This window comes from Chloracidobacterium sp. N, assembly GCF_018304765.1.
Classification (GTDB): domain Bacteria; phylum Acidobacteriota; class Blastocatellia; order Chloracidobacteriales; family Chloracidobacteriaceae; genus Chloracidobacterium; species Chloracidobacterium aggregatum.
Window position 1 is genome coordinate 983304 of the sequence record NZ_CP072642.1, and the last position, 19329, is coordinate 1002632.

At 61.5% G+C, this 19329-nt stretch carries 12 protein-coding genes; 4 read left to right on the plus strand and 8 right to left on the minus strand.

The window, feature by feature from the left end:
• Positions 1 to 30 precede the first annotated feature (30 nt).
• Both J8C05_RS04125 and J8C05_RS04130 read right to left on the minus strand, forming a co-directional pair.
• Positions 31 to 570, minus strand: coding sequence for a hypothetical protein (locus tag J8C05_RS04125; RefSeq protein WP_211422919.1), 540 nt, complete (start codon positions 568 to 570; stop codon positions 31 to 33).
• 19 nt (positions 571 to 589) lie between these two features.
• Entirely contained in the window at positions 590 to 1567 is a 978-nt protein-coding gene (locus tag J8C05_RS04130; RefSeq protein WP_211422920.1) for a hypothetical protein, read from the minus strand.
• Positions 1568 to 1812: 245 nt separating this feature from the next.
• Between J8C05_RS04130 and J8C05_RS04135 the strand changes: the two genes are divergently transcribed.
• A complete protein-coding gene (locus tag J8C05_RS04135; RefSeq protein WP_211422921.1) occupies positions 1813 to 4719 on the plus strand; it encodes a TonB-dependent receptor in 2907 nt (968 codons plus the stop codon).
• A 32-nt stretch (positions 4720 to 4751) separates the two neighbouring features.
• Here the strand turns inward: J8C05_RS04135 and J8C05_RS04140 are convergent, their stop codons facing one another.
• The 3 genes from J8C05_RS04140 to J8C05_RS04150 all read right to left on the minus strand — a co-directional run bounded on the left by J8C05_RS04140 (position 4752) and on the right by J8C05_RS04150 (position 8005).
• Positions 4752 to 6320 carry an amidase gene (locus J8C05_RS04140; RefSeq protein ID WP_211422922.1) on the minus strand — a complete coding sequence of 523 codons (1569 nt, stop codon included), beginning with the start codon at positions 6318 to 6320 and terminating at the stop codon, positions 4752 to 4754.
• 45 nt (positions 6321 to 6365) lie between these two features.
• Positions 6366 to 7403, minus strand: coding sequence for an SPFH domain-containing protein (locus tag J8C05_RS04145; protein WP_211422923.1), 1038 nt, complete (start codon positions 7401 to 7403; stop codon positions 6366 to 6368).
• 101 nt (positions 7404 to 7504) lie between these two features.
• On the minus strand, positions 7505 to 8005 hold the full coding sequence (locus tag J8C05_RS04150) for an NfeD family protein (protein WP_211422924.1): 501 nt from the start codon (positions 8003 to 8005) through the stop codon (positions 7505 to 7507).
• A 281-nt stretch (positions 8006 to 8286) separates the two neighbouring features.
• Here J8C05_RS04150 and J8C05_RS04155 point away from each other — a divergent pair, with 281 nt between their 5' ends.
• From J8C05_RS04155 to J8C05_RS04165, 3 genes are all read left to right on the plus strand, one after another.
• Positions 8287 to 10164 (plus strand): TolC family protein, encoded by a 1878-nt coding sequence (locus J8C05_RS04155; protein WP_211422925.1) that lies wholly within the window; start codon positions 8287 to 8289, stop codon positions 10162 to 10164.
• Positions 10165 to 10174: 10 nt separating this feature from the next.
• Positions 10175 to 11491, plus strand: a complete 1317-nt coding sequence (locus J8C05_RS04160) for an MFS transporter (RefSeq protein ID WP_211422926.1) — start codon at positions 10175 to 10177, stop codon at positions 11489 to 11491.
• 91 nt (positions 11492 to 11582) lie between these two features.
• The gene (locus J8C05_RS04165; RefSeq protein ID WP_211422927.1) at positions 11583 to 12389 is read left to right on the plus strand and encodes a CerR family C-terminal domain-containing protein; all 807 of its coding nucleotides are present in this window, start codon (positions 11583 to 11585) and stop codon (positions 12387 to 12389) included.
• Here J8C05_RS04165 and lysS read toward each other — a convergent pair.
• The 3 genes from lysS to J8C05_RS04180 all read right to left on the minus strand — a co-directional run bounded on the left by lysS (position 12286) and on the right by J8C05_RS04180 (position 18556).
• Complete coding sequence (gene lysS, locus J8C05_RS04170; protein ID WP_211422928.1) at positions 12286 to 13809, minus strand: lysine--tRNA ligase; 1524 nt, start codon at positions 13807 to 13809, stop codon at positions 12286 to 12288. The two genes, J8C05_RS04165 and lysS, sit on opposite strands and share 104 nt — an antisense overlap.
• Positions 13810 to 13839: 30 nt before the next feature.
• Entirely contained in the window at positions 13840 to 14526 is a 687-nt protein-coding gene (locus J8C05_RS04175) for an RNA polymerase sigma factor (protein WP_211422929.1), read from the minus strand.
• Between the two features lie 220 nt (positions 14527 to 14746).
• Positions 14747 to 18556 (minus strand): TonB-dependent receptor, encoded by a 3810-nt coding sequence (locus tag J8C05_RS04180; protein WP_211422930.1) that lies wholly within the window; start codon positions 18554 to 18556, stop codon positions 14747 to 14749.
• Positions 18557 to 19329 lie beyond the last annotated feature (773 nt).

The following is a 19329-nucleotide window of genomic DNA, read 5'->3' on the forward strand; positions in this document are numbered from 1 at the left end:
TGTCCACGCCTGCCAAAGAGGCAGGGGGGCTTATTTGAATCCGGCCTGGCGGGACGGAAGGCGCAGGGAGTTGGCAATGACCCCAACCTCCCGGTCGTAGCGGGCGCGGTTGTTCACCGGATAGACAAACTCAAAGCCAACCTGAAGCGATGGGCGGACAATTTTTCTGAGGTAGAAAATCCGCGTGCCATCCGATTCGTAGCCCGACACGACGAAAAAGCCCCTGCCGACCGTACGGTATGTGATCTGCCGCCGGTTTTCCGCGCAGCGGCGGAGTTCTTCCCGCAGGGCGCTGGCAGGTGTTTCCCCAAGAACGTTGTACCCGCCCCAGACGCGCAGTTCGGCATCGTCTCCGCCGGTGAAGACCTGCCCATCGCCGTTGTCGGATTCACCTTGGGGGGTGAAGTCGGCCGGGTAGGCAATACGATAACCAAAGCGGGCATTGGTGTAGGTCTGAAAACCCGCTTGTGCCGGGGTAAGTGCGGTTGTTGTGGTGGGGGCCAGCGTCAGGACCCAGCCGAACCACACCAGCCCGACAAGCCAACGCGCTGACTTGATGGCTGATTTCATCACGGTGACTCCGGTGAGTTCAAAGAGGACGGCGGTCCCGATGCCATGGCCCCTTGAACCGCATGGCATTGGCAATGCTCCGTCCGGGGTTGAGAAAACTGCGTACCATCCCGCGCCAGAACCGGTTTCGGACGCGGTTTTCAAAGCGTTGAATAAGGTACTTGTCCAGTGCATCCTCGCCCATCAACCACAGCGTGCCGACAGTGGGTGTAATGACCAAATCCACATAGGCCATCGGGCTTTTCCCGTCCGGCCGGGGCGCCCGTCCGACGTTGCCCAGCGAGGCTTCGCTGATGGGTCCCAGCTCGAACTGCGTGCTGTAGGCGGCTGACCAGACCATCGCTTTCAGGCGGCTTTTCCAGTAGGTCTTGCGGGTGGGTTCGAATTCGAGGTAGCGGCCGCGCGGATCATTCTGAATCTGGATATATCCCGACGCCGCACCCATGATGGGGTGTCCGATGTAGTTGACCAGAAACGGGTCCCCGTCCCGCCAGCCGCGCAGGTTGCGAACGGACTGAAACCAGTCCCGGAAAAAGGGGCCTTTGATTTCCTTGCGCGTCCCGTCCTCGGTGGCAAAGCGCAGAATATGTTGCAGGCTGTTGAACAGCGCCGCCTGCCGCAGGGCCTCACCCCACTGAAAGCGGTCTTCCGGGGCCTGTCCATCACCTTTTGCCGGGGCCTCATCCGGGTCCGTTGCCGGGGATTCATCTGTCGCTCCCTCACTGGGGCCTTTGGGGTTGGAAGCCGGTGGCTTCAGGTATCCCTTGGTCTCCGGGGATGGCTCCAAAGACTTCTGAGGGAAGCTGGCGACAGGAAAGACCAGCCTTGTGGGCGGATTGGAATGGGCGGCGTACGAAGAAGCAACCGGTTCAGGCGTGGAAGGGATGTCTTTGGGCGACCAGCCGATGTGCAGCGGCTTGATGTCGTCTGATGTCTCCGAATGGGGCGGACTGTCCTGGGCCAGCACCGAAGGCGTCAACACCAGACAGCATGCCATGACGAACCCCCGAGCACACCTCCGGGCTCGTCGTTTGGATGCTCTATGTAAGACAGAAGTTACATAAGGGTAAGACTTCAGTTTCACGCCAATGTTTCCCTCCATAGCTTGTTCTCAAACTTTTCGTTTTGGCATCAAAGGAGAAAAAGACGCCTATGCCGTCTTGCAAGCGTTCTCCCCGGAGACATCTTTTCTTCGCGCGCCTTCATCATATTCAACTGGGCTTCTGGATGGTTGGGATGCTGATGGGGTGCTTTTCGTTTGTCAGCGCCCAATCGGAATCCGGCAGCGCCGGCATCGAAGGGATTGTTTCAGAGGCATCTGGAAACCCCGTCGCCGGGGCCACAGTCGTCATCAAGAATAAAGAAACCGGCTATACCCGAACTGTGACGACAGACGCCAAGGGGCGCTATGTTGCGGGTGTGCTCCCGGTGGGGCTGTATGACATCGAGGCCACGCTGTCCGGCGGCAAGCCCGGACGGCAGCTCGTCAAGCTGACGGTCGGCAACACCGAGCGGGTGGACCTCACGCTCGAAACCGAAGGCATCCAGGAAGTCATCGAAGTTACTGCTGACCAGGGCATTGTGGACGTACAGGAATCCGCCTCCGGTCTCAACATCAGCGAGCGGGCGATTCGTGAGCTACCTGTGCGCGGACGCAACTTTGCTGAGTTTTTCCAACTCCAGCCGGGCGTGATGCAGGAGCAGGACCGCAGTGGTCTGGTTGTCGCCGGGCAGCGTTCAATCAACTCCAATGTCGCCGTGGATGGCGCTGACTTCAACGACCCGCTTCAGGGGAATCAGCGCGGCGGCAATGAAGCCGTGTTCTTTTTCCCCCAGTCGGCTGTTCGTGAGTTTCAGGTGGTGCGCGCTGGCGCCAGCGCGGAAATCGGACGCACCAACGCCGGCTTTCTCAACGTCGTGACCAAAAGCGGCACGAACGAGTTTCACGGTGAAGCCTTTTACTTCAACCGCAACCGGTTTCTGACTTCACCGGACGCCTTCGGACGCGATCTGGACAACCTCCAGAATCAGTTTGGCGGCAGCTTTGGCGGCCCGATCAAGCGCGACCGCGCCTTTTTCTTCACGGCTATCGAGCAGAACTTTCTGCGCGTGCCGTTCGTGGTGAGCTTCAACGTCCCGACCGGACAGACGCTGCCGCAGGTGCTGCGCGACCTCGAAGGCGAAAAACGCGGCAGCAACAACCCGACGGCGCTGTTTGTCCGGGGCGATTACATTCTCAACAGCCGCAACACGCTCAACACCCAGTACAACTACACGCGGCTGCAAGGTGACAACTTCAATTTTGAAAATGCCCGCCAGACCAGGGCTGAATCGGTCAACTACTCCCGCCAGAACCGGAGCCACGGCTTCAAGACCAGCCTGGTGACGGTGGTGACGGATCGGTTCGTCAACGAACTCCGGGGGCAGATCGCCGGTGATGACCGCGATGAAGTGCCCAACTCGCTGGATTCGCAGATTGACATCGCCGGCGTCGGCACGGTGGGGGGAGACAACGGCCGGCCGCGGACGTTCCGTACGCGCCGTTTCCAGCTCTCCGACAACGTCAGCTTCAACGGCGGGCGGCATCAGTTGCGCTTTGGTTTCGATCTGAACATCAACCGCGTGCAGCAGCAGCGCGCCGCCGCCATTCAGGGGCGGTATGGTTTCACCGGGGGGAACGCCCTGCTCAACTACACCCGCGCCCTGACCGGTGTGAACACCATCAACCGCTACCGGGGCTTTCTGCCGGGAACGCCGCAGGAGCCGGCGACCTTCCGGGGTGTCCAGCAGGAGATTGCCGCTTTTATCACCGACAAGATTCGGGTCTTTCCGACCCTGACGCTTACCGTGGGGCTGCGCTGGGAAGGGCAGTTCAATCCGCAACCGGCCTCACCCAATCCCGACATTCCTGAAACCCAGCGCATTCCCAACGATCTCGAACAGTGGCAGCCGCGTCTTGGGTTGGCCTGGAACATCAACGGCGACAAAAAGACCGTCGTCCGCGCCTCGGCCGGGTTGTTTACGGCGCGCACGCCGGCGACGCTGTTCCAGCGCGTCAACACCGAAAACGGCATTGCCAACCTGGCCATAGACACCAACAACATCCCTTCCGGCTCACGCCGCAACGCGCTGCTGGCGGCCATCTTCCCGTCCTTCCCGCGTGCGATCACGACGCTGCCGGCCGGTTTTGCGCCGATTGACTTCCCGCAGCGGGTCTATGGCTTTGCCCCTGACTTCCAGAATCCCCGTTCCTTTCAGGCGTCGCTCACCATTGAGCGGCAACTGTTTCAGCACTGGAATGTGACGCTTGGGTTCATCCGCAACTCAACCTGGGATTTGCAGCGGCGCGTCAACCGCAACCTGCCACCGCCGGGCAGCCCCGGCCACATTGTCGTCGGAAACTCCGGCTATGTGTTCTTCAACACGGCGTTCCGTCCGATTCAGATTCTGAACGGACGCAACTACGGCCCGATTCTCATCAACGAATCATCGGCGCATTCGAGTTACAACGGCGGTGTTCTCACCGTCACCCGACGCTATGCCAACCGCTTCCAACTGACAGCCAACTACACGTTCTCGCGGACGATGGACGATGACTCCAACGAGCGGAACTTCAATCAGGAGTTCGCCATCAACCCCTTCAACCTCAAGCTGGAGCGCGGGCCATCCAAGCAGGACATCCGGCACAACTTCAACCTGAGCGGCCTGGTGGACCTGCCCTATGGCTTCATCGTAAGCGCCATCATTGTCGCCCGGTCAGGACTGCCCTACACGGCCATCATCGGGGATGATGTGAACAACGATGGCAATGACAACGACCGCGCCATCATCAATGGCGTCGTTGTCGGACGAAACAGTTTCCGCCAGCCCAACTTCTTCAATCTCGACCTGCGGGTGGCCAAAGGCTTCCGGCTTGGTGAAACCAGGCGGCTCGATGTTCTGGCGGAATTCTTCAACGTGACGCGCAACACGAACAAGAACTACGACGTGGATGCCATTGCCATCGTCGAAGGCCCGCGGCCGTTATCCAACGGCACGCTTTCAACCGCCGCGCTCAACCCGGCTGGCTTTCTGCCCTACAGTGCGCCCTCGACCGCACGTTTTGGCGGCCCACGGCAGGTACAGCTTGGCGTTCGCTTTACGTTCTGATTCCCGTCTGGCAGGGATGGGCGGCTTTCCGTTCAGTCTGACGGTGGCTGCCTCTCCTGCTCCAAGGCGTGCATGACGCGCAGCACAAGGTCTTCCCGCCAGTGGCGCGCCACGACCTGCACGCCAACCGGCAGGCCGGCGCTGTCACGCTCAACCTCGCGGGCTGTGCGCTGGGCCAGATCAACCGTGTCCGGCCGGTCGCTTTCTTCGTTGGGTCCGACGGCTGTCCACGGCACAACGCCGGCCGGCATACCAAGCAGGTTGTAAAGCGCCGTGTAACTGACGGCTTCTGTTGTGTAGGCGCTTGCCCCGTGCGTCAAGGCCGGCAATCCGTCGGTCGGGCAGAGCAGCACGTCGCAGCGTTGCTCATCAAGTCTGGCCAGAAATCGCTCGCGGTATTGCTTCTGGGCTTCAATAAGCTGCCAGTACCCGGTGGCCGTCCGGGAACGTGCCGCCCGCAGCAGCCGGGCCGTGGCGCGCTGTCCGGCAATGTCAGCGATGCGGGCCAACATGTCACGGGCCACGTTTGGCAGCCGCACCAGAAGCAGGTAGGGCCAGAGAGGCGTCCAGATTGGTTCGTCCGCGAGCAGGTCGCGCGCGTAGCGCAGGTCATCGGCCAGCAGGATGCCGATAAACAGCCCAAAGGCTTCGGCAACGTCCGGCGGCTGCCAGGGGATGACCTCTGCGCCGCGCCGCTCAAGGGCATCGGCGGCTTCCCGGATGGCGCGCCGGATGGCCGGCGCAGGACGGAACAGCCCGTTGTCAAGGTAGTAGCCGACGCGCAGCCCCTGAAGCGTGGAGGCGGTTTCCGGCTCTGTCCAGGGAACGGGTGGAACGGCCAGGTCGCGGTTGGTGTCTTGTCCGTTTGCCGTCAGGACGCGCATCGCCAGCACCAGGTCCTCCACGTGGCGCGCCATGGGTCCCGGCTGGCAGACAATGGCCTCCATGCCGGGGAACACCTCGGCGTGGCCCTGCATCGTCAACCGGTGAGCGGTTGGCTTGAGAGACGCGATGCCGCAGGCGTGGGCCGGAAGGCGTAGGCTGCCGCCAATGTCACTGCCCAACCCAAGCGGCGAGCCGTAAGCGGCGATGATGGCAGCCTCGCCGCCGCTGCTCCCGCCGGGTGCCCGGCGCATATCAAGTGGGTGCACCGTCCGTCCGTACAGTGGATTCTCACACTCATTCGCCATGGCGATCTGCGGCAGGTTGGTCTTGCCCAGGACAATCGCCCCGGCCTGACGCAACCGGGCCACAAGTGGCGCATCCTGGTTAGCCTGGCTGTAGGCGCGTTGTGTCAGTCCAAGTGTGGTTGGCGTCCCGGCCAGATCGAAGGATTCCTTGATGGTGATGGGCAGCCCGTGCAACGGTCCGAGTGGCGCGCCCTGGGCGCGGCGGGCATCGGCCTCGTCGGCAGCGCGCTGGGCATCCTCGAAGCACGTCACCACGACGGCCCTGAGCTGTGGGTTGACTGCCTGGATGCGTTCGATGTGGGCATCCACGACGGCGCGTGCCGAAACCTCGCCCGACGCCAGGCGGCGGACAAGGTCGGTGGCGCGCATCTGAACCAGTGGGTTTTCCGGCTGGGGAAGCCGTTCGGTCATGACTTCATACCTTGTTCTTCATCCGCCGCTCCGACCATCATCAGATTAGCGCGGAACATACTGCGGCGGTGGTGCTGTTGGTGAGATCGTTCGCGCCGGTACCGGTGTCTGGGGTGAGGGGGCCGCATTGGCATTGTCGTTGCTGAATACTTCCTTGAACATTCCGATGGATGACAGCACATTCGAGGCTTCGACGGGCATGAAGACCACCTTGCTGTTGGAGCTCTGGGCCATGTCGCGCAGGGACTCGATGTAGCGTCCCATGATGAGGTAGTGGGCTGGATTGCCGGCGCTTCCCAGCGCCTGGGCCACCATCTGGATGGACCGGGCCTCGGCTTCTGCCGAACGCAGGCGCGCCTGGGCGGCACCGTCGGCGCGGAGAATCTGCATCTGGCGTTCGCCTTCGGCCCGGGCAATGGCGGCTTCGCGTTCACCCTCGGCGCGGGTGATGGCCGCCTGCTTTTCACCTTCGGCTTGCAGCACGAGCGCCCGGCGGTTCCGTTCGGCCGTCATCTGCTTCTCCATCGTCACGCGCACGTCTTCCGGCGGGTTGATGTTGCGCACTTCGACGCGCGTCACCTTGACGCCCCATTTGTTCGTCGCCCCATCCATCACCGTCCGCAGTTTGGCGTTGATAATGTCGCGGGAGGACAGGGTTTCATCGAGGTCCATTTCGCCCATCACACTGCGCATCGCGGTGATGGTCAACTGGATGATACCACCGGAGAGATCAGAAACTTCATAGACCGCCTTGTAGGGGTCGGTAATCTGCCAGTAAATGACCGAATCCACACCGACTGTCACGTTGTCTTTGGTGATAACGGGCTGCATGGGCAGATCGGTGTACTGTTCACGCAGGTCAATGTAGTTCATTCCAATGGGAAACCCGGTCCAGTTGACGCTGCGGGGGGCATCAATGAAAGGCACGATGATGTGGGGCCCGCTGCCAAGGATGCCAGCGTATCTTCCCAGCCGTTCGATGATGAGAACCTGCATCTGCGGCACAATGCGGATGGACTTGACCAAGATGGTCAGAACGGTGATGGCCACGAAAAGGCCGATAAACACGAGAAACCCTTCCATACTCTGCTCCTTCCTCAGAAACGCTCTGCTGATGGCTTCAATGACTGTGTTTTTCCAATGCCTGAACCTGGCGTGACATTGCGGCAACGCGCCAGGAGCACTTATTGCCGCTGGGCTTGTCTGGCGGCGCTCCAGTCTGGCAGCAGGTGTAGCGGACGCACATAGAGTTGGTTGCCTTCAATCCGTACCACTTCGCATTCTTCACCGGGTTTCAGGTGAGCTCCGCCGAGCGGCAGCGCCGTCCAGACGGTGCCATCGAGTTCCAGTTCCGCTTCGCTGCGCGGCCCCCGGCTTTCCGTGACCACGACGCCCCGTTTCCCAATCAGGCTGATGTCTCCCAGTGCCGGCAGCGCCGGTGTGGATTGTTCCAGCCATCGCTTGAAGATGCGTCGCGTGCTCACCGTCAGCAGGGTGGAAACCCCAACGAAGGTGAGCAGTTGGAAGGGAAAGCCAAAACCGAATGCAGCCACCAGGGCGGCGCTGGCGGCTCCAATGCCGAACCACAGGGCTATGAACGTCACCGTGGAGACTTCCACCACGGCAAACAAAGCTGCGATCACCAGCCACACCGCCCACAGGTAGTCTGTTATGCCCTGCATCATCACCTGACCCCTTCTTTGCCTGCCCTATACGCCGGCGCCCATCAGAATGTTTTTGCGTTCACCCAATCCAGGGAAGACAGAGAAGTGTAACACGCTTTTGTGAGTCACATCACCAGAACACAACGTTGGCGTGACCAGTCCCGAATCCGACCACCCGAAAATCCCCGGGAAACGCCGGATGCCCGGCGTCCGTGGGAAATCGCACTTGACGTTTCAGCCGGCGGGGCGTAAGACTCGGTTTCAAACGAATGTTTCAATCAAATGATTGAAATGGTGAGCTTATGAACATTCCTCGTTACTGCACATGGGCCGGGCTGGCGCTCATCATGGTTGCCATGACAACCTCCCTGACGCGCGCCCAGGATGAACTGCCGGCTTCCAGTCCGGCTTCCGGCGAACTGGCACACCAGGCCATTGCCGGCATCGTACGGACGGCGGCGCAGGCGCCGGCCGCATCCGCAACGACGCCCGATCAGGACCTCATCGAGCAGGCACGTCGCCAGATCGCCATCGAACCACGGGTGGGCGTCGTGCCGGGGCTGAGCCGTCCACTGGCGTTGCGCGAGGCCATTCTTATGGCGTTGCGGGCCAATCCAGACGTGGAAATTCAGCGGATTGCCGTACAGCAGGCGGCATTTGATGTCAACCGCACCAAGGGGTTTTACGACGTGGTGCTGACAAACCAGTTTGCCTACTCGGCGCTCCGCAATCCGGCCGTCAATCCCTTTGCCGGAGCCGATGAAAACGGAGCCGTCGAGATTCGCGCGGCACAAAACACCTTTGCCTTCACCAAGCCGCTGATGACCGGCGGGCGCGTCGGGGCCGAGTTCACCGTGGCGCGGCAGGACACAACCAACATCTTTGCCGGGGTCAATCCGCTGTTCAGTTCCCAGTTGACCTTCACCTTCACGCAGCCGCTGTTTCGCAACTTTCGGACAGATGAATCCCGCCGCCAGATTGAACTGGCCAAAAAGCGGCTGACGCTGTCGGATTCGCAGTTCCGGCAGCGCGTCATAGACATCGTGGCGCAGGTGCAGTCAGCGTACTGGGATTTGGTCTTTGCCCGCCGCGAAGTCGAAATCCGCGCTGAAGCCGTGGCGCTGGCGCGCATCCAGCTTGAACAGAACCGGCGCTTCGTCGAGGCCGGTACGGCGGCTCCCGTAGAGATCGTATCGGTCGAAGCCCAGCTCGAACAGCGCCAGGAAGAGTTCCTGCTGGCGCTGGAAAATCTGACGCGCGTGGAAAATGGACTCAAGTCCCTCATCCTTGACCAGCGCCAGGCGCCCCTGTGGCAGGAAGCCATCGTGCCCACTGAACAGGTCAACCTCGAACCGGTCAACATTTCACTTGATGAAGCCGTGCGGGCCGCGCTCGCCAAGCGGCCGGAAATGGAGCAGTTCGACATTCAGAAGACAGCCAACGAGATTGACATCCAGTTTTTCCGCGACCAGCTCCGTCCGCAGTTGGATTTCGTCGGTTCCTACAGCTTGCAGGGGCTGGCCGGGACGCCGCTCCCCATCACGACCAATCCTTTTGCCGGTGGTTTCAATACGGCCGTGCTGGAAAGGTTGAACCTCCTTTCGGCGCAGTCCGGGCTGGGGCCCGTCATCGTGCCGCCGCCGGCCAACCAGACACCGGGCGTGTTCATCGGCGGGTTTGGGCGCAATCTCAGCAATCTGTTCACCAAGAACTTTTATGGCGTGCGGGTTGGCGTCAACATGAGCTTCACGCTCAACAACCGTACGACCCAGGGCGCGCTCGGCCGCGCTCTGGCCCAGGACCGGCTCATTGCCGCCCAGCGCCAGCGTTTTGAAACCCAGGTGGAAACGGAAGTGCGTAACGCGCTTCAGTCCGTGCAAACGGCGCTGCGGCGGGTGCAGGCGGCGCGGGCCTCACGGGTGGCGGCCGAGGCGCAGTACGCCAGCGAAATGCGCCGCTATCAGGTGGGTGAGTCCACGAACTTCCTCGTGCTTGACCGGCAAAATGCCCTGTCTGCGGCGCGGGGACGGGAAGTGCGCGCTCTGACGGACTACAACAAGGCGGTCGTCGCCCTTCAGCGGGCGATGTCCACCACGCTGGACGCCAACAGTCTGACCGTCAAGCCGGCGGATGGGTCACGTCCGGCGGATGTACATCCCGATGTCGAGCCTACGCCCTGAGCCACTTCCAATGAACACCATGCGTGGTTGGCTTCAGCGCCCGTTTCTGCGCCAGTGGGCGGCTGACTGGTCGCCGCTGCGGAGACGTGCCTTCCGTCTCTACTTTGGCGGACAGGCCGTGTCGCTGCTGGGCACCTGGATGCAGATTACGGCGCAGTCGTGGGTGGTATGGGAACTGAGTCACTCGATGCAGGCCCAGGGCGTTGTGGCACTGCTCGGTTCCTTGCCACTGATACTGTTGGCACCGTGGGCCGGCGCGGCGGCTGACCGTTTCGACCGCCGGAAACTGCTCATTCTGGCGCAGGTGGCCGCGATGCTGCTGGCCTTTGCGCTCGCCCTGCTGGTGCAGACGGGGTGGATTCGGCTCTGGCACGTCTATGGACTGTCGTTTCTGCTTGGCGTCGTCGCGGCGGTTGAAATGCCGGCCCAACAGGCTTTCATCGGCGATCTGGTCGGGATGTCCGAAGTTCGCAAGGCGTTGGCGCTCAACGGCATTATCGTCCAGCTTGGGCGGACGGTGGGCCCAACGCTTGCCGGCTGGGCGATTGCCCACATCGGCGTGGCCGAAGCCTTCTGGGTCAATGGGGTGAGTTTTCTCGCGGTTATTGCCAGCCTGCTGGCCATCCGCAGCGTCACCACGGAGCGGGCTTCCCAGACCGGCGCCAGTCCGGGTGGTTTTGGTGAGGCCGTCCGGTATCTGCGCTCCCAACCACGCCTGCTCGATCTGCTGGCGTTCACCATGCTGGCCGCCTTTTTCGTCCTGTCGAACCTGACGATTTACCCGGCCCTGGCCACGGTTGTCCTCCGTGGGGATTCCCGCACCCTGGGCTGGCTGCTGGGGGCTTCGGGGGTGGGGGCGCTCATTGGCTCCGTGCTGGTGACGCACCTGAGCCGGGCCATTCCACGGGTGGGGGCGGCGCTGGTCGGGTGTACGGTGTGGGCCGGCGTCATGGTGGTGTGCAATTCGTGGAGTCGTACGCTCCCGACGGCGGTTTCGTGTATTGTGGCAACGGGGCTGGCCGTTCCCTTCATTTTCACGACGGCCAACGGATTGACGCAGATGCTCGCTCCAGTGCAGATGCGCGGGCGGCTGTTGAGCATCCTGCTGATGGCCGGCTTTGGTCTGCAACCGGTTGTGGCGATTGGCATTGGCTGGATTGGGGACCGGTTTGGTCCGTCCCGGGCCCTGCTCGTCAACGGTCTCTGCCTGATTGGCGGCGGACTGCTGATGCTGGGGCGTCCCGGACTCCTGGGCTGGCAGGTCGGCGTGGCGGCGGCCACGGGGGAAACCACACCGTCGGGCGTGGCACCGGTTCGGCCCGCGTAAATCCGCCAAATGGCGTCAACTCCGGGCGCGCGCCCGACATTCTGATCTGGAACCATGGTTGTGAAGCGCGATGCATGAACCTGTGAAATCTATGGCTCAAGCCAACGCCGGCCGTCAGGCTGTGGACGCTGTCAACACACTCAAGCCGCCGAAACGGAAGGCAAAACGCGCGGCCGAGGGCGAAACAGCCGATGCCAAGACCCGCCTGCTGGTGGTGGCGGAGCGGATGTTCGCTGAGCGGGGCTTTGCCTGTACGAGCGTCCGCGATCTGGCCGCCGAAGCCGGCGTCAACATTGCGGCTGTCAACTATCACTTCCGCAGCAAGGAAGAGCTGTACCTGGAAACCCTGCGTTATGCGATGCGGCGCTCAAAGGACATCACTCCGCGTTTTGCGCGCATTCTGCGGCAGGCCCAGCAGGTGGGCACGCCAGAGGCCGCACAGCAGGGCATTGTGCACTTCATCGAGACCTTCATCAGCCATCTCTATGGTCAACCGGCCGGAACAGACTACTCGGCAGCGTTGATGTCGCACGAGATGCTCCATCCGACCGGCGCCCTTGACATCGTGGTGCAGGAATTCATCCAGCCCCGCTTCGAGATTCTCATGGCGCTGATCCGGCTGGCGCGCCCCGATCTCAAGCCGGACCTCGATGTAGCTTTCCATGCCTTCAGCATCGTTGGGCAGTGCCTGCACATGCACTTCTGCCGTCCCATCGTTCTGCAACTGACGGGAGAAGGGAAGCTGACGGCGCGTTTCCTGCGTCGCATGGCGCGGCACATTGCCGGGTTTTCCATCAGGGGGTTGGCGGCGGTGCCGCCGCGGCTGGCGGGGACTCCGGGCGCAGGTGGGGAAACAGAATCACATCCCGAATCGAACGCTGATTCGTCAGCAGCATAACCAGCCGGTCAATGCCGATGCCTTCGCCGGCCGTGGGCGGCATGCCGTAGGCCAGCGCCCGAACAAAATCTTCATCGAGCGGCATGGCTTCGTCATCTCCCGTGGCGCGCGCGGCCAGTTGCTGCTCAAAGCGCCGCCGTTGTTCGTCGGGATCGTTGAGTTCGGTAAAGGCATTGGCGCATTCCATGCCGCCGATGAACAGCTCGAAGCGATCCACAAAGTTCGGGTCGTCGTCAGCGTGGCGGGCCAGGGGACTCAACTCGGTCGGAAAGCGCGTGATGAAGGTCGGCTGGATAAGGTGCGGCTCGGCGACGTGTTCAAAGAGTTCGCCCAACCGTTTGCCATAGCCAGCCGTCGGGGCCACGGGCAGATGGAGACGTTCCATGGCGCGCGTTACGCCATCAAGGTCGGCTAAGTCGGCTAGTTGCGGCCGGTCAGGCGTTGGCCAGTAGGCGATGACGGCTTCCTGCATGGTCAGCCGACGCCAGGGGCGGGCAAAGGAAATCGTGGCGTCGTTGTAGGTGATGGTTTCTGTCCCGCACGTCTGGGCGACGACTTCGGTGATGAGTTCTTCCGTCAGCGCCATGAGGTCTTCGTACGTGGCATAGGCTTCGTAGAACTCCAGCATGGTGAACTCCGGGTTGTGCCGCGTCGAAAGCCCTTCATTGCGGAAGTTGCGGTTGATTTCATAGACCTTTTCAAAGCCGCCGACGATCAGCCGCTTCAGGTACAGCTCCGGTGCAATGCGCGCATAGAGCGGCATATCCAGCGCGTTGTGATGGGTGATGAAGGGGCGCGCCGTCGCCCCAGAAGCGATGGGCTGGAGCATGGGCGTTTCCACTTCGAGATACCCACGGGCATCAAAAAAGCGCCGGATGGATTGAATAATCCGGGCGCGCTTGACAAACACCGCCCGCACGTCCCGGTTGGCCATCAGATCGGCGTAGCGCCGCCGGTAGCGCAGCTCGATGTCGTGCAGACCGTAGTGCTTGTCCGGTGGCGGGAGCAGCGCCTTGGTGAGAAAGGCAAGCTGTTCGGTATGAACGGACAACTCGCCGGTTTTCGTCCGAAACAGTTTGCCGGCAACGCCGATGAAGTCTCCGAGGTCAAGCCGTTTGAAAAGCAGCCATTCGTTTTCCGGGAGTTCATTCTTGCGAAGATAAGCCTGGAGCGTGGTCGCACCGTCGGTAAAGCGGATGAACGCCGCTTTGCCCATGAGGTTGATGGCCTGAACTCGGCCGGCAACCCGGACGGCAATGGCTTCCTGTTCCAGCACGTCAGCCGGGCAGGCGCCGTAGCTGGCGACAATATCGCTGATGCTGTGCGTGCGGGGGTAGCCGGCCGGGTAGGTGGCAAAACCCAGCGCGGCAATGTCGGCCAAGTGCTGGCGGCGTTGTCGGGTGTATTCGTTGTCTTCCATGGTGTGTCGTCAACCGGCGGGTGGGCGGGGCTAAGTGCCAATCACTTTCATCCGCCGCAGGATACGGGCCAGCTCGATGCGCCCCCGGTTGATGCGGGATTTGACCGTGCCTTCCGGGATTTGGAGCTTTTCGACGATTTCCTGGTAGGTCATTTCTTCGATGTCGCGCATGATGACGCACTGCCGCAGGTCGGGTGAAAGCTTTTCGATGGCCTGCATAATCTGAAGCGACTGTTCCTGGCGCTCGATGCGCTGCTGGGGATGATCGGTCCGGCTTTGCAGGTGGTGAACATGCACCTCCAGGTCTTCACCGCCTTCGGTGGGTTGCCGCTGCCGGCGCCGGTAGTCGTCAATGATGAGGTTGCGCGCCAGGCGCAGAAGCCAGTTTGGGAAATCGCCGACCTCCGGGTTGTACTGATCGAGCGAGCGATAAATCTTCAGAAACACTTCCTGGGTCAGGTCTTCCGCCTGCTCGTGGCGTCCGACGAACTTGTAGGCCAGGTGATAGACCCGCCGGGAGTACTGGCGGACAAGATACTCCCACGCGGCGGGTTCGCCAGCGCGGCAGCGTGCGGCCAGCTCAACGTCCGCCGCCCGGTTGCGGGCCGCCTGAGCCGGTGCTGGCAGGCCCTCTTCCAGAGCTTCCAGCGCCTCACGCTGCTCTGCCGGAAGATCATTCACGTCATCGGAAGCATCTGCGGCCGGGCCAGACGGCATAGCCGGATGGGTTGTCTCTGGTGAGGACATCAGACAAAACCGTACGGCGCTAGTTTCTGGGGTCAAAGGTCATGGCGAAGTTACGCTTTTTGGGGGTGCAAGTCAAAACCCCGGCGCTTGGACGGAGGGCTTCCGGCAGGTATTGCTGGCTGAAAAGCACACGAAAAAAGGCGATGGGGAATACCCATCGCCTGATCGGAAAGCTGACGTTGTTTGGCCTTCAGAAGGTATAGCGCAGGGCAAACTGCATGATGCGTGGTGGACCCTGAGTTGCGGTGAAACGCCCGAAGTTTGGACCCGGCGCGCTGGTCGTCGAATCCTGTGGAATCTGATAGTTGACCGTCTGCGCTCCGGTCAGCGACGCCGTATTCGTCGCGTTGAAGACTTCCCACCGGAACAGCAGCGTCTGTTTCTCGCTCCACGGCATGCGGAAGTACTTGCCCAGCCCGAAGTCGAGCGACACAAAGCCGGGATCGCGCAGGATGTTGCGTCCACCCGTTTCGCCAGCGCGCGGGTTGCGGAAGGACTGCGATGCCGCTACCGGATCGCGGAACAGATTGGGTCGCCCACCGGCTCCGTTGCGGGTCGGCGAGGAGGAAATGGGACGAATGGGGACGCCGTTGCTCTGGACGTTCCAGTTCGTCGCCCACCGCCGCCCGTCAAAGGGGGCATCCACGGGCAGCCCGGAGTTCCACCGGAAGATCGTCGTCAACTGCCAGCCGCCGATGAAGGCATCGGCCCACCGGGGGATGTCGGAAGCGAAGGCGCGGCCGCGGCCCACGGGGATGTCCCAGATGGAGTTGAAGTTGATGATGTGGCGGGTATCGAAGTCCGAAAACGACCGGTTGTCGCGGGGCCGAATCGGGTTGAGGATGAAGGCGCTGCCAAACTGCCCGAAACGCTGGAGACCGGAGGCCGTATCGAGTGATTTGGACAGCGTGTAGTTGAAGTCCCAGGTAAGCTGGTCCTTGTACCGCTGGCGTACGGAAACCGTGAAGCCGTGGTAATCCGAAGTGGCGACACTGCCCCAGGCAGAAAGCGTCCCGTATTGGGGCTGGAAGAAGATCGGCGTGGCCGGGCGGCCGTCCGTACGGAAGAAGAAGTTGGCGTAATCAAAGGCCAACTGGAGCGTCGTCCAGTCACTTCCGGCAATGCCGTCAATGACGCCAATGCCGGGGACGGGAATGCGCGCAATCGAGGCATAGACAGCCTGAGCCGGCGTCAGGCCCCGGAACGCATCCTCATCGCCAACAAAGAAATCGCCCAGCGCCCCGATGAGGTCCACGCCCCGGAACAGGTTGGTGAAGTAGGGCAGGTTGGGCACCGCCGACAGCGGCGCATTGCGGTCACGCAGGTCAGCCAGGATGCCGGCCACGGTGTACCAGTCCTGCCCGGATTGCGGGTCGCGCAGGTTGTTGAGTGCCGCAATATCCCGCGTGGCCAGAAGGTTGCGGCCAATGCGCCCGATGTAGGAGGCTTCGACATACAGCCCGGCCGGCAGCTTGCGCCCGATGGTCGCATTGAAAACGTGGTTGTAAGGGGCGCGCACCGTGGCATCCAGCGACAGCTCGATAGCCTGAAGGCGACCGAACGTGGAGGGCTGCTGGCGCGGGAAGGTGAGCTGGCCCGGAATCGTGATGAGCGGCAGCCCGCGCACCTGCTGACCGACGCCGGTGATGAGTGGGCCGGGGCGCGTGGTGACGTTGAACGAGTTGGCCGGGGTCAGCGATTGCGAGGCAAAGCCCAGTGTGTTGTTGCTGTCAAACTGGAACGCAATCTGCGTTCCGTAGTAGTCGTTGATCAGCCCGTAACCGCCCCGCACGATGGTATCGCCTTCATTGCCCAGCAGGCGTTTCCAGAAGCCGCCTTCAGCGCGTGGCGACCAGGCAACCGCGAAGCGGGGTTGCCAGTTGTTCCAGTCAATGTCGTAGTTGCCCGGCTTGCCGTTGGCCGGCCCGGCCAAATCCACCACGATCCGTTCGTTGAAGGGCACGCCGGTTTGCATCCCCTGCAACCGTCCGCGGAAGTAATCCCCCAGTGGAACGGTCGTGCGGGCCTGGAGACCGTTTTGTTCATAGACCGGACGGCTGACGCTGTAGCGGATACCGTACGTGAAGGTCAGGTTGGGGCGGATTCGCCAGGTATCCTGCAGGTAGCCTTCGTATTCTTCAGTCGCAATGTCGCGTCGAACCGGGACGCCACTGTTGAGAAGTGAGCCATCGCGTGTGAAGTTGAAGTTGGCCGAGTACTGCGAGGCCCGTCCGATGAGCGCCGACATCGCCACCTGTACCGGGCTGCGGAAGCCCGTGCTGATGGGAAAGCCGGCCGCAATGATGGGGTTCGACAGGACGGCGCCGCTCTGTTGATAGAACGAGAAGTTCGCAATGACCGAATCAAAGGAGCGGGCCGCGTTGTTGACCTTGTTCCGAATGATGCGGACATTGCCGCCAAACTGGAACGAGTGACTGCCCTTGATCAGGGTGAAGTCATTGACCACGTTATACACCGGCGATACGCGCGACAGAGACCGCAAGAAGGCAAAGGGCTGGAACACATCGCGCAGGTTGAGCGAGTTTTGGTTCGAGTCCCCGCCAAGGGTGAACGCGTTGCGTGTGATGCCAAAGCGGAACACGTTGATTTTGTTGCCGGAAATCGTCCAGGTATGGCTGGCGGCGAGTCCGGTGGGGTGTTGCCACGCGGTTGGCGTTGGCGTATCGGGAAATTGCTGTGCGGGAGACTGGAGCGTGCCACGGGCACTGTTGTCGTACTGGTAGTTGAGGCGTACCGACGCCACGTGTTTGTTCTGGCGGTCAATGTTCCAGTCAAACCGTGCAATGCTTGTGTTTTGTCGAACAGGCAAGGGGGCGTTGAAGGTAAATCCGCCTGTGTTGAGACCATCGCCGACCTGGTCGTTGTTGACCGGGTAACGTTGCGCCGCCTGGGCCATCAACTGGAGCGTGACCGGGTTGAGTCCGACCGCCGGGAAGATGGCTTCCAACTGCGGGCGGGTCAGCGTGGTGATTCCACCGCTGGCATTGACAAAGCGCAGGATGCCCTGCCCCATAGTGGGCCGGGGGACCAGCCGGGTCACGGGTGTACCCTTGGCTTCGCGCAGTCCCTCGTAGGTGAAGAAGAAAAAGAAACGATCCTTGACGACCGGGCCGCCGATGGCGCCACCAAACTGGTTCCGGATAAGCTGCGGACGGGGGGTTCCGGCCAGGTTGTTGAAGAAGTCGTTGGCGCTCGTGATCGTATTGCGATGGAAATGAAAGAGCGTGCCGTGGAACTCGTTGGTTCCGCTTTTTGTCACCAGGGAGATTTGGGCGCCGGAGGAGCGCCCCTGGTTGGCATCGGCATTGACCGTCGTGACCCGGAACTCGCTGACCGAATCGGGTGTGGCGCGCAGCACCGGGGTGAAGGCAAACCCGTTGACCTGATCGTTGACATCCACGCCATCGAGCGTGATGTTGGCCTGATCGCTGCGTCCGCCAGCCACATAGCCATCAGCCGTGACCCCTGGCTGCAAACTCAGGAGCGCGGCCACGTTCCGCCCCTCCAGGGGGAGTTGTTTGATCTGCTGTTCGACGAAGTTATTGCCCAGGCTGGCATTCTGGCTGTTGATGACGGCATCCAGTGAACTGGCGGAAACTGTGACGACTTCATCCGCTCCGCCAACTTCAAGGGCAACGGAGACATCCGTGGTCTTGTCCACGAGGCCCTGGATGTTCTCGACGATTTTCTTTTTGAAGCCACTGGCTTCGATGGTCAGGTTGTAACGCCCGGTAATGAGGTTGCTGAAGCTGTACGAGCCGTTGTTGTCGGTGGATTGGGTGCGGGACGTTCCACGGTCAGCATCGGTCAGTGTGACCGTTGCGCCGGCAATGACGCGCCCCTGTTCGTCCCGGACGGTGCCGGAAATGCCCGTGGCGCCGGATTGCGCCAGGGCCGGAACCAGGCTCCACACCAGAAACGCGCAGAGCAAAGCCACTCGTTGCATCCAGGCATCGGCGTAGTGAGGTTGTTGTGACATGCCCAGACCACTCCTCTTTCAATGTAAAGTCATCCAAGCCAGCCAGCCGCCCAGGACTGGCGCAGCACCTGTCCCCATGCGAGCTGACGTGGTTTTCCAACTGTGCTGATTGGTTTGTCTTGTAACACACGTTTCACGCGATGGAAACCGAAAATGTGGCGGTGTCGTCGCGCCGGGTGGCCGTCCGAAGCCTGCTCAACCACCCCTGCCATGGGGGCTGACCGTCGCCGCCGGCAAGGCGTGGCGGCCCGTACCATGTCCCGGCGTCTTCCAAACCGCATTGGATTGAAGCCGAAATGTTCTGGATTCAAGGGGTTTGCCTGGGCGTACGGTTGACACTGGCAGCCCATTGTGAATAGGGTTGGCCACATCATCGGTTGCCCACCGGATTTCCATTGTTTGTCTGTCACATCCCATAGCCCCACCAATCCACAGCCCCATCAATGGATTACTTCCTGCATTGCACTCACCGGATTTTCAAAACCAGCCGGAGCTGTGCCCCTGGTGTTTCGATGGAGGCCTCCAGCCAAAGGCGCAGAAAATCGCTTTACCAGGGTAGTGTCGGGAAGATTCGGGAAGTCAGCTCTTTAGCCACATACCAGCAGATACGGCCGTGAGGGCTGGATAGAACAGCCTTCAGGGGGGCTTTTTTCCAGACTTTGTTGACTGGAAGGGACTCTCTTGTTCCGAAAGAGTAAAACGCTAGTCCGTCAGTACCATGAGTTTTGGGTTCGTCATGCTTTCCCATCGGGTGGAAGATTGGGAATTGCTGG

Excerpts from the sequence above, each read along its gene's own strand:
- J8C05_RS04125 (WP_211422919.1), bottom strand. The coding sequence starts at position 570 with ATGAAATCAGCCATCAAGTCAGCGCGTTGGCTTGTCGGGCTGGTGTGG.
- J8C05_RS04130 (WP_211422920.1), bottom strand. The coding sequence starts at position 1,567 with ATGGCATGCTGTCTGGTGTTGACGCCTTCGGTGCTGGCCCAGGACAGT.
- J8C05_RS04135 (WP_211422921.1), top strand. The coding sequence starts at position 1,813 with ATGGGGTGCTTTTCGTTTGTCAGCGCCCAATCGGAATCCGGCAGCGCC.
- J8C05_RS04140 (WP_211422922.1), bottom strand. The coding sequence starts at position 6,320 with ATGACCGAACGGCTTCCCCAGCCGGAAAACCCACTGGTTCAGATGCGC.
- J8C05_RS04145 (WP_211422923.1), bottom strand. The coding sequence starts at position 7,403 with ATGGAAGGGTTTCTCGTGTTTATCGGCCTTTTCGTGGCCATCACCGTT.
- J8C05_RS04150 (WP_211422924.1), bottom strand. The coding sequence starts at position 8,005 with ATGATGCAGGGCATAACAGACTACCTGTGGGCGGTGTGGCTGGTGATC.
- J8C05_RS04155 (WP_211422925.1), top strand. The coding sequence starts at position 8,287 with ATGAACATTCCTCGTTACTGCACATGGGCCGGGCTGGCGCTCATCATG.
- J8C05_RS04160 (WP_211422926.1), top strand. The coding sequence starts at position 10,175 with ATGAACACCATGCGTGGTTGGCTTCAGCGCCCGTTTCTGCGCCAGTGG.
- J8C05_RS04165 (WP_211422927.1), top strand. The coding sequence starts at position 11,583 with ATGGCTCAAGCCAACGCCGGCCGTCAGGCTGTGGACGCTGTCAACACA.
- lysS (WP_211422928.1), bottom strand. The coding sequence starts at position 13,809 with ATGGAAGACAACGAATACACCCGACAACGCCGCCAGCACTTGGCCGAC.
- J8C05_RS04175 (WP_211422929.1), bottom strand. The coding sequence starts at position 14,526 with ATGCCGTCTGGCCCGGCCGCAGATGCTTCCGATGACGTGAATGATCTT.
- J8C05_RS04180 (WP_211422930.1), bottom strand. The coding sequence starts at position 18,556 with ATGTCACAACAACCTCACTACGCCGATGCCTGGATGCAACGAGTGGCT.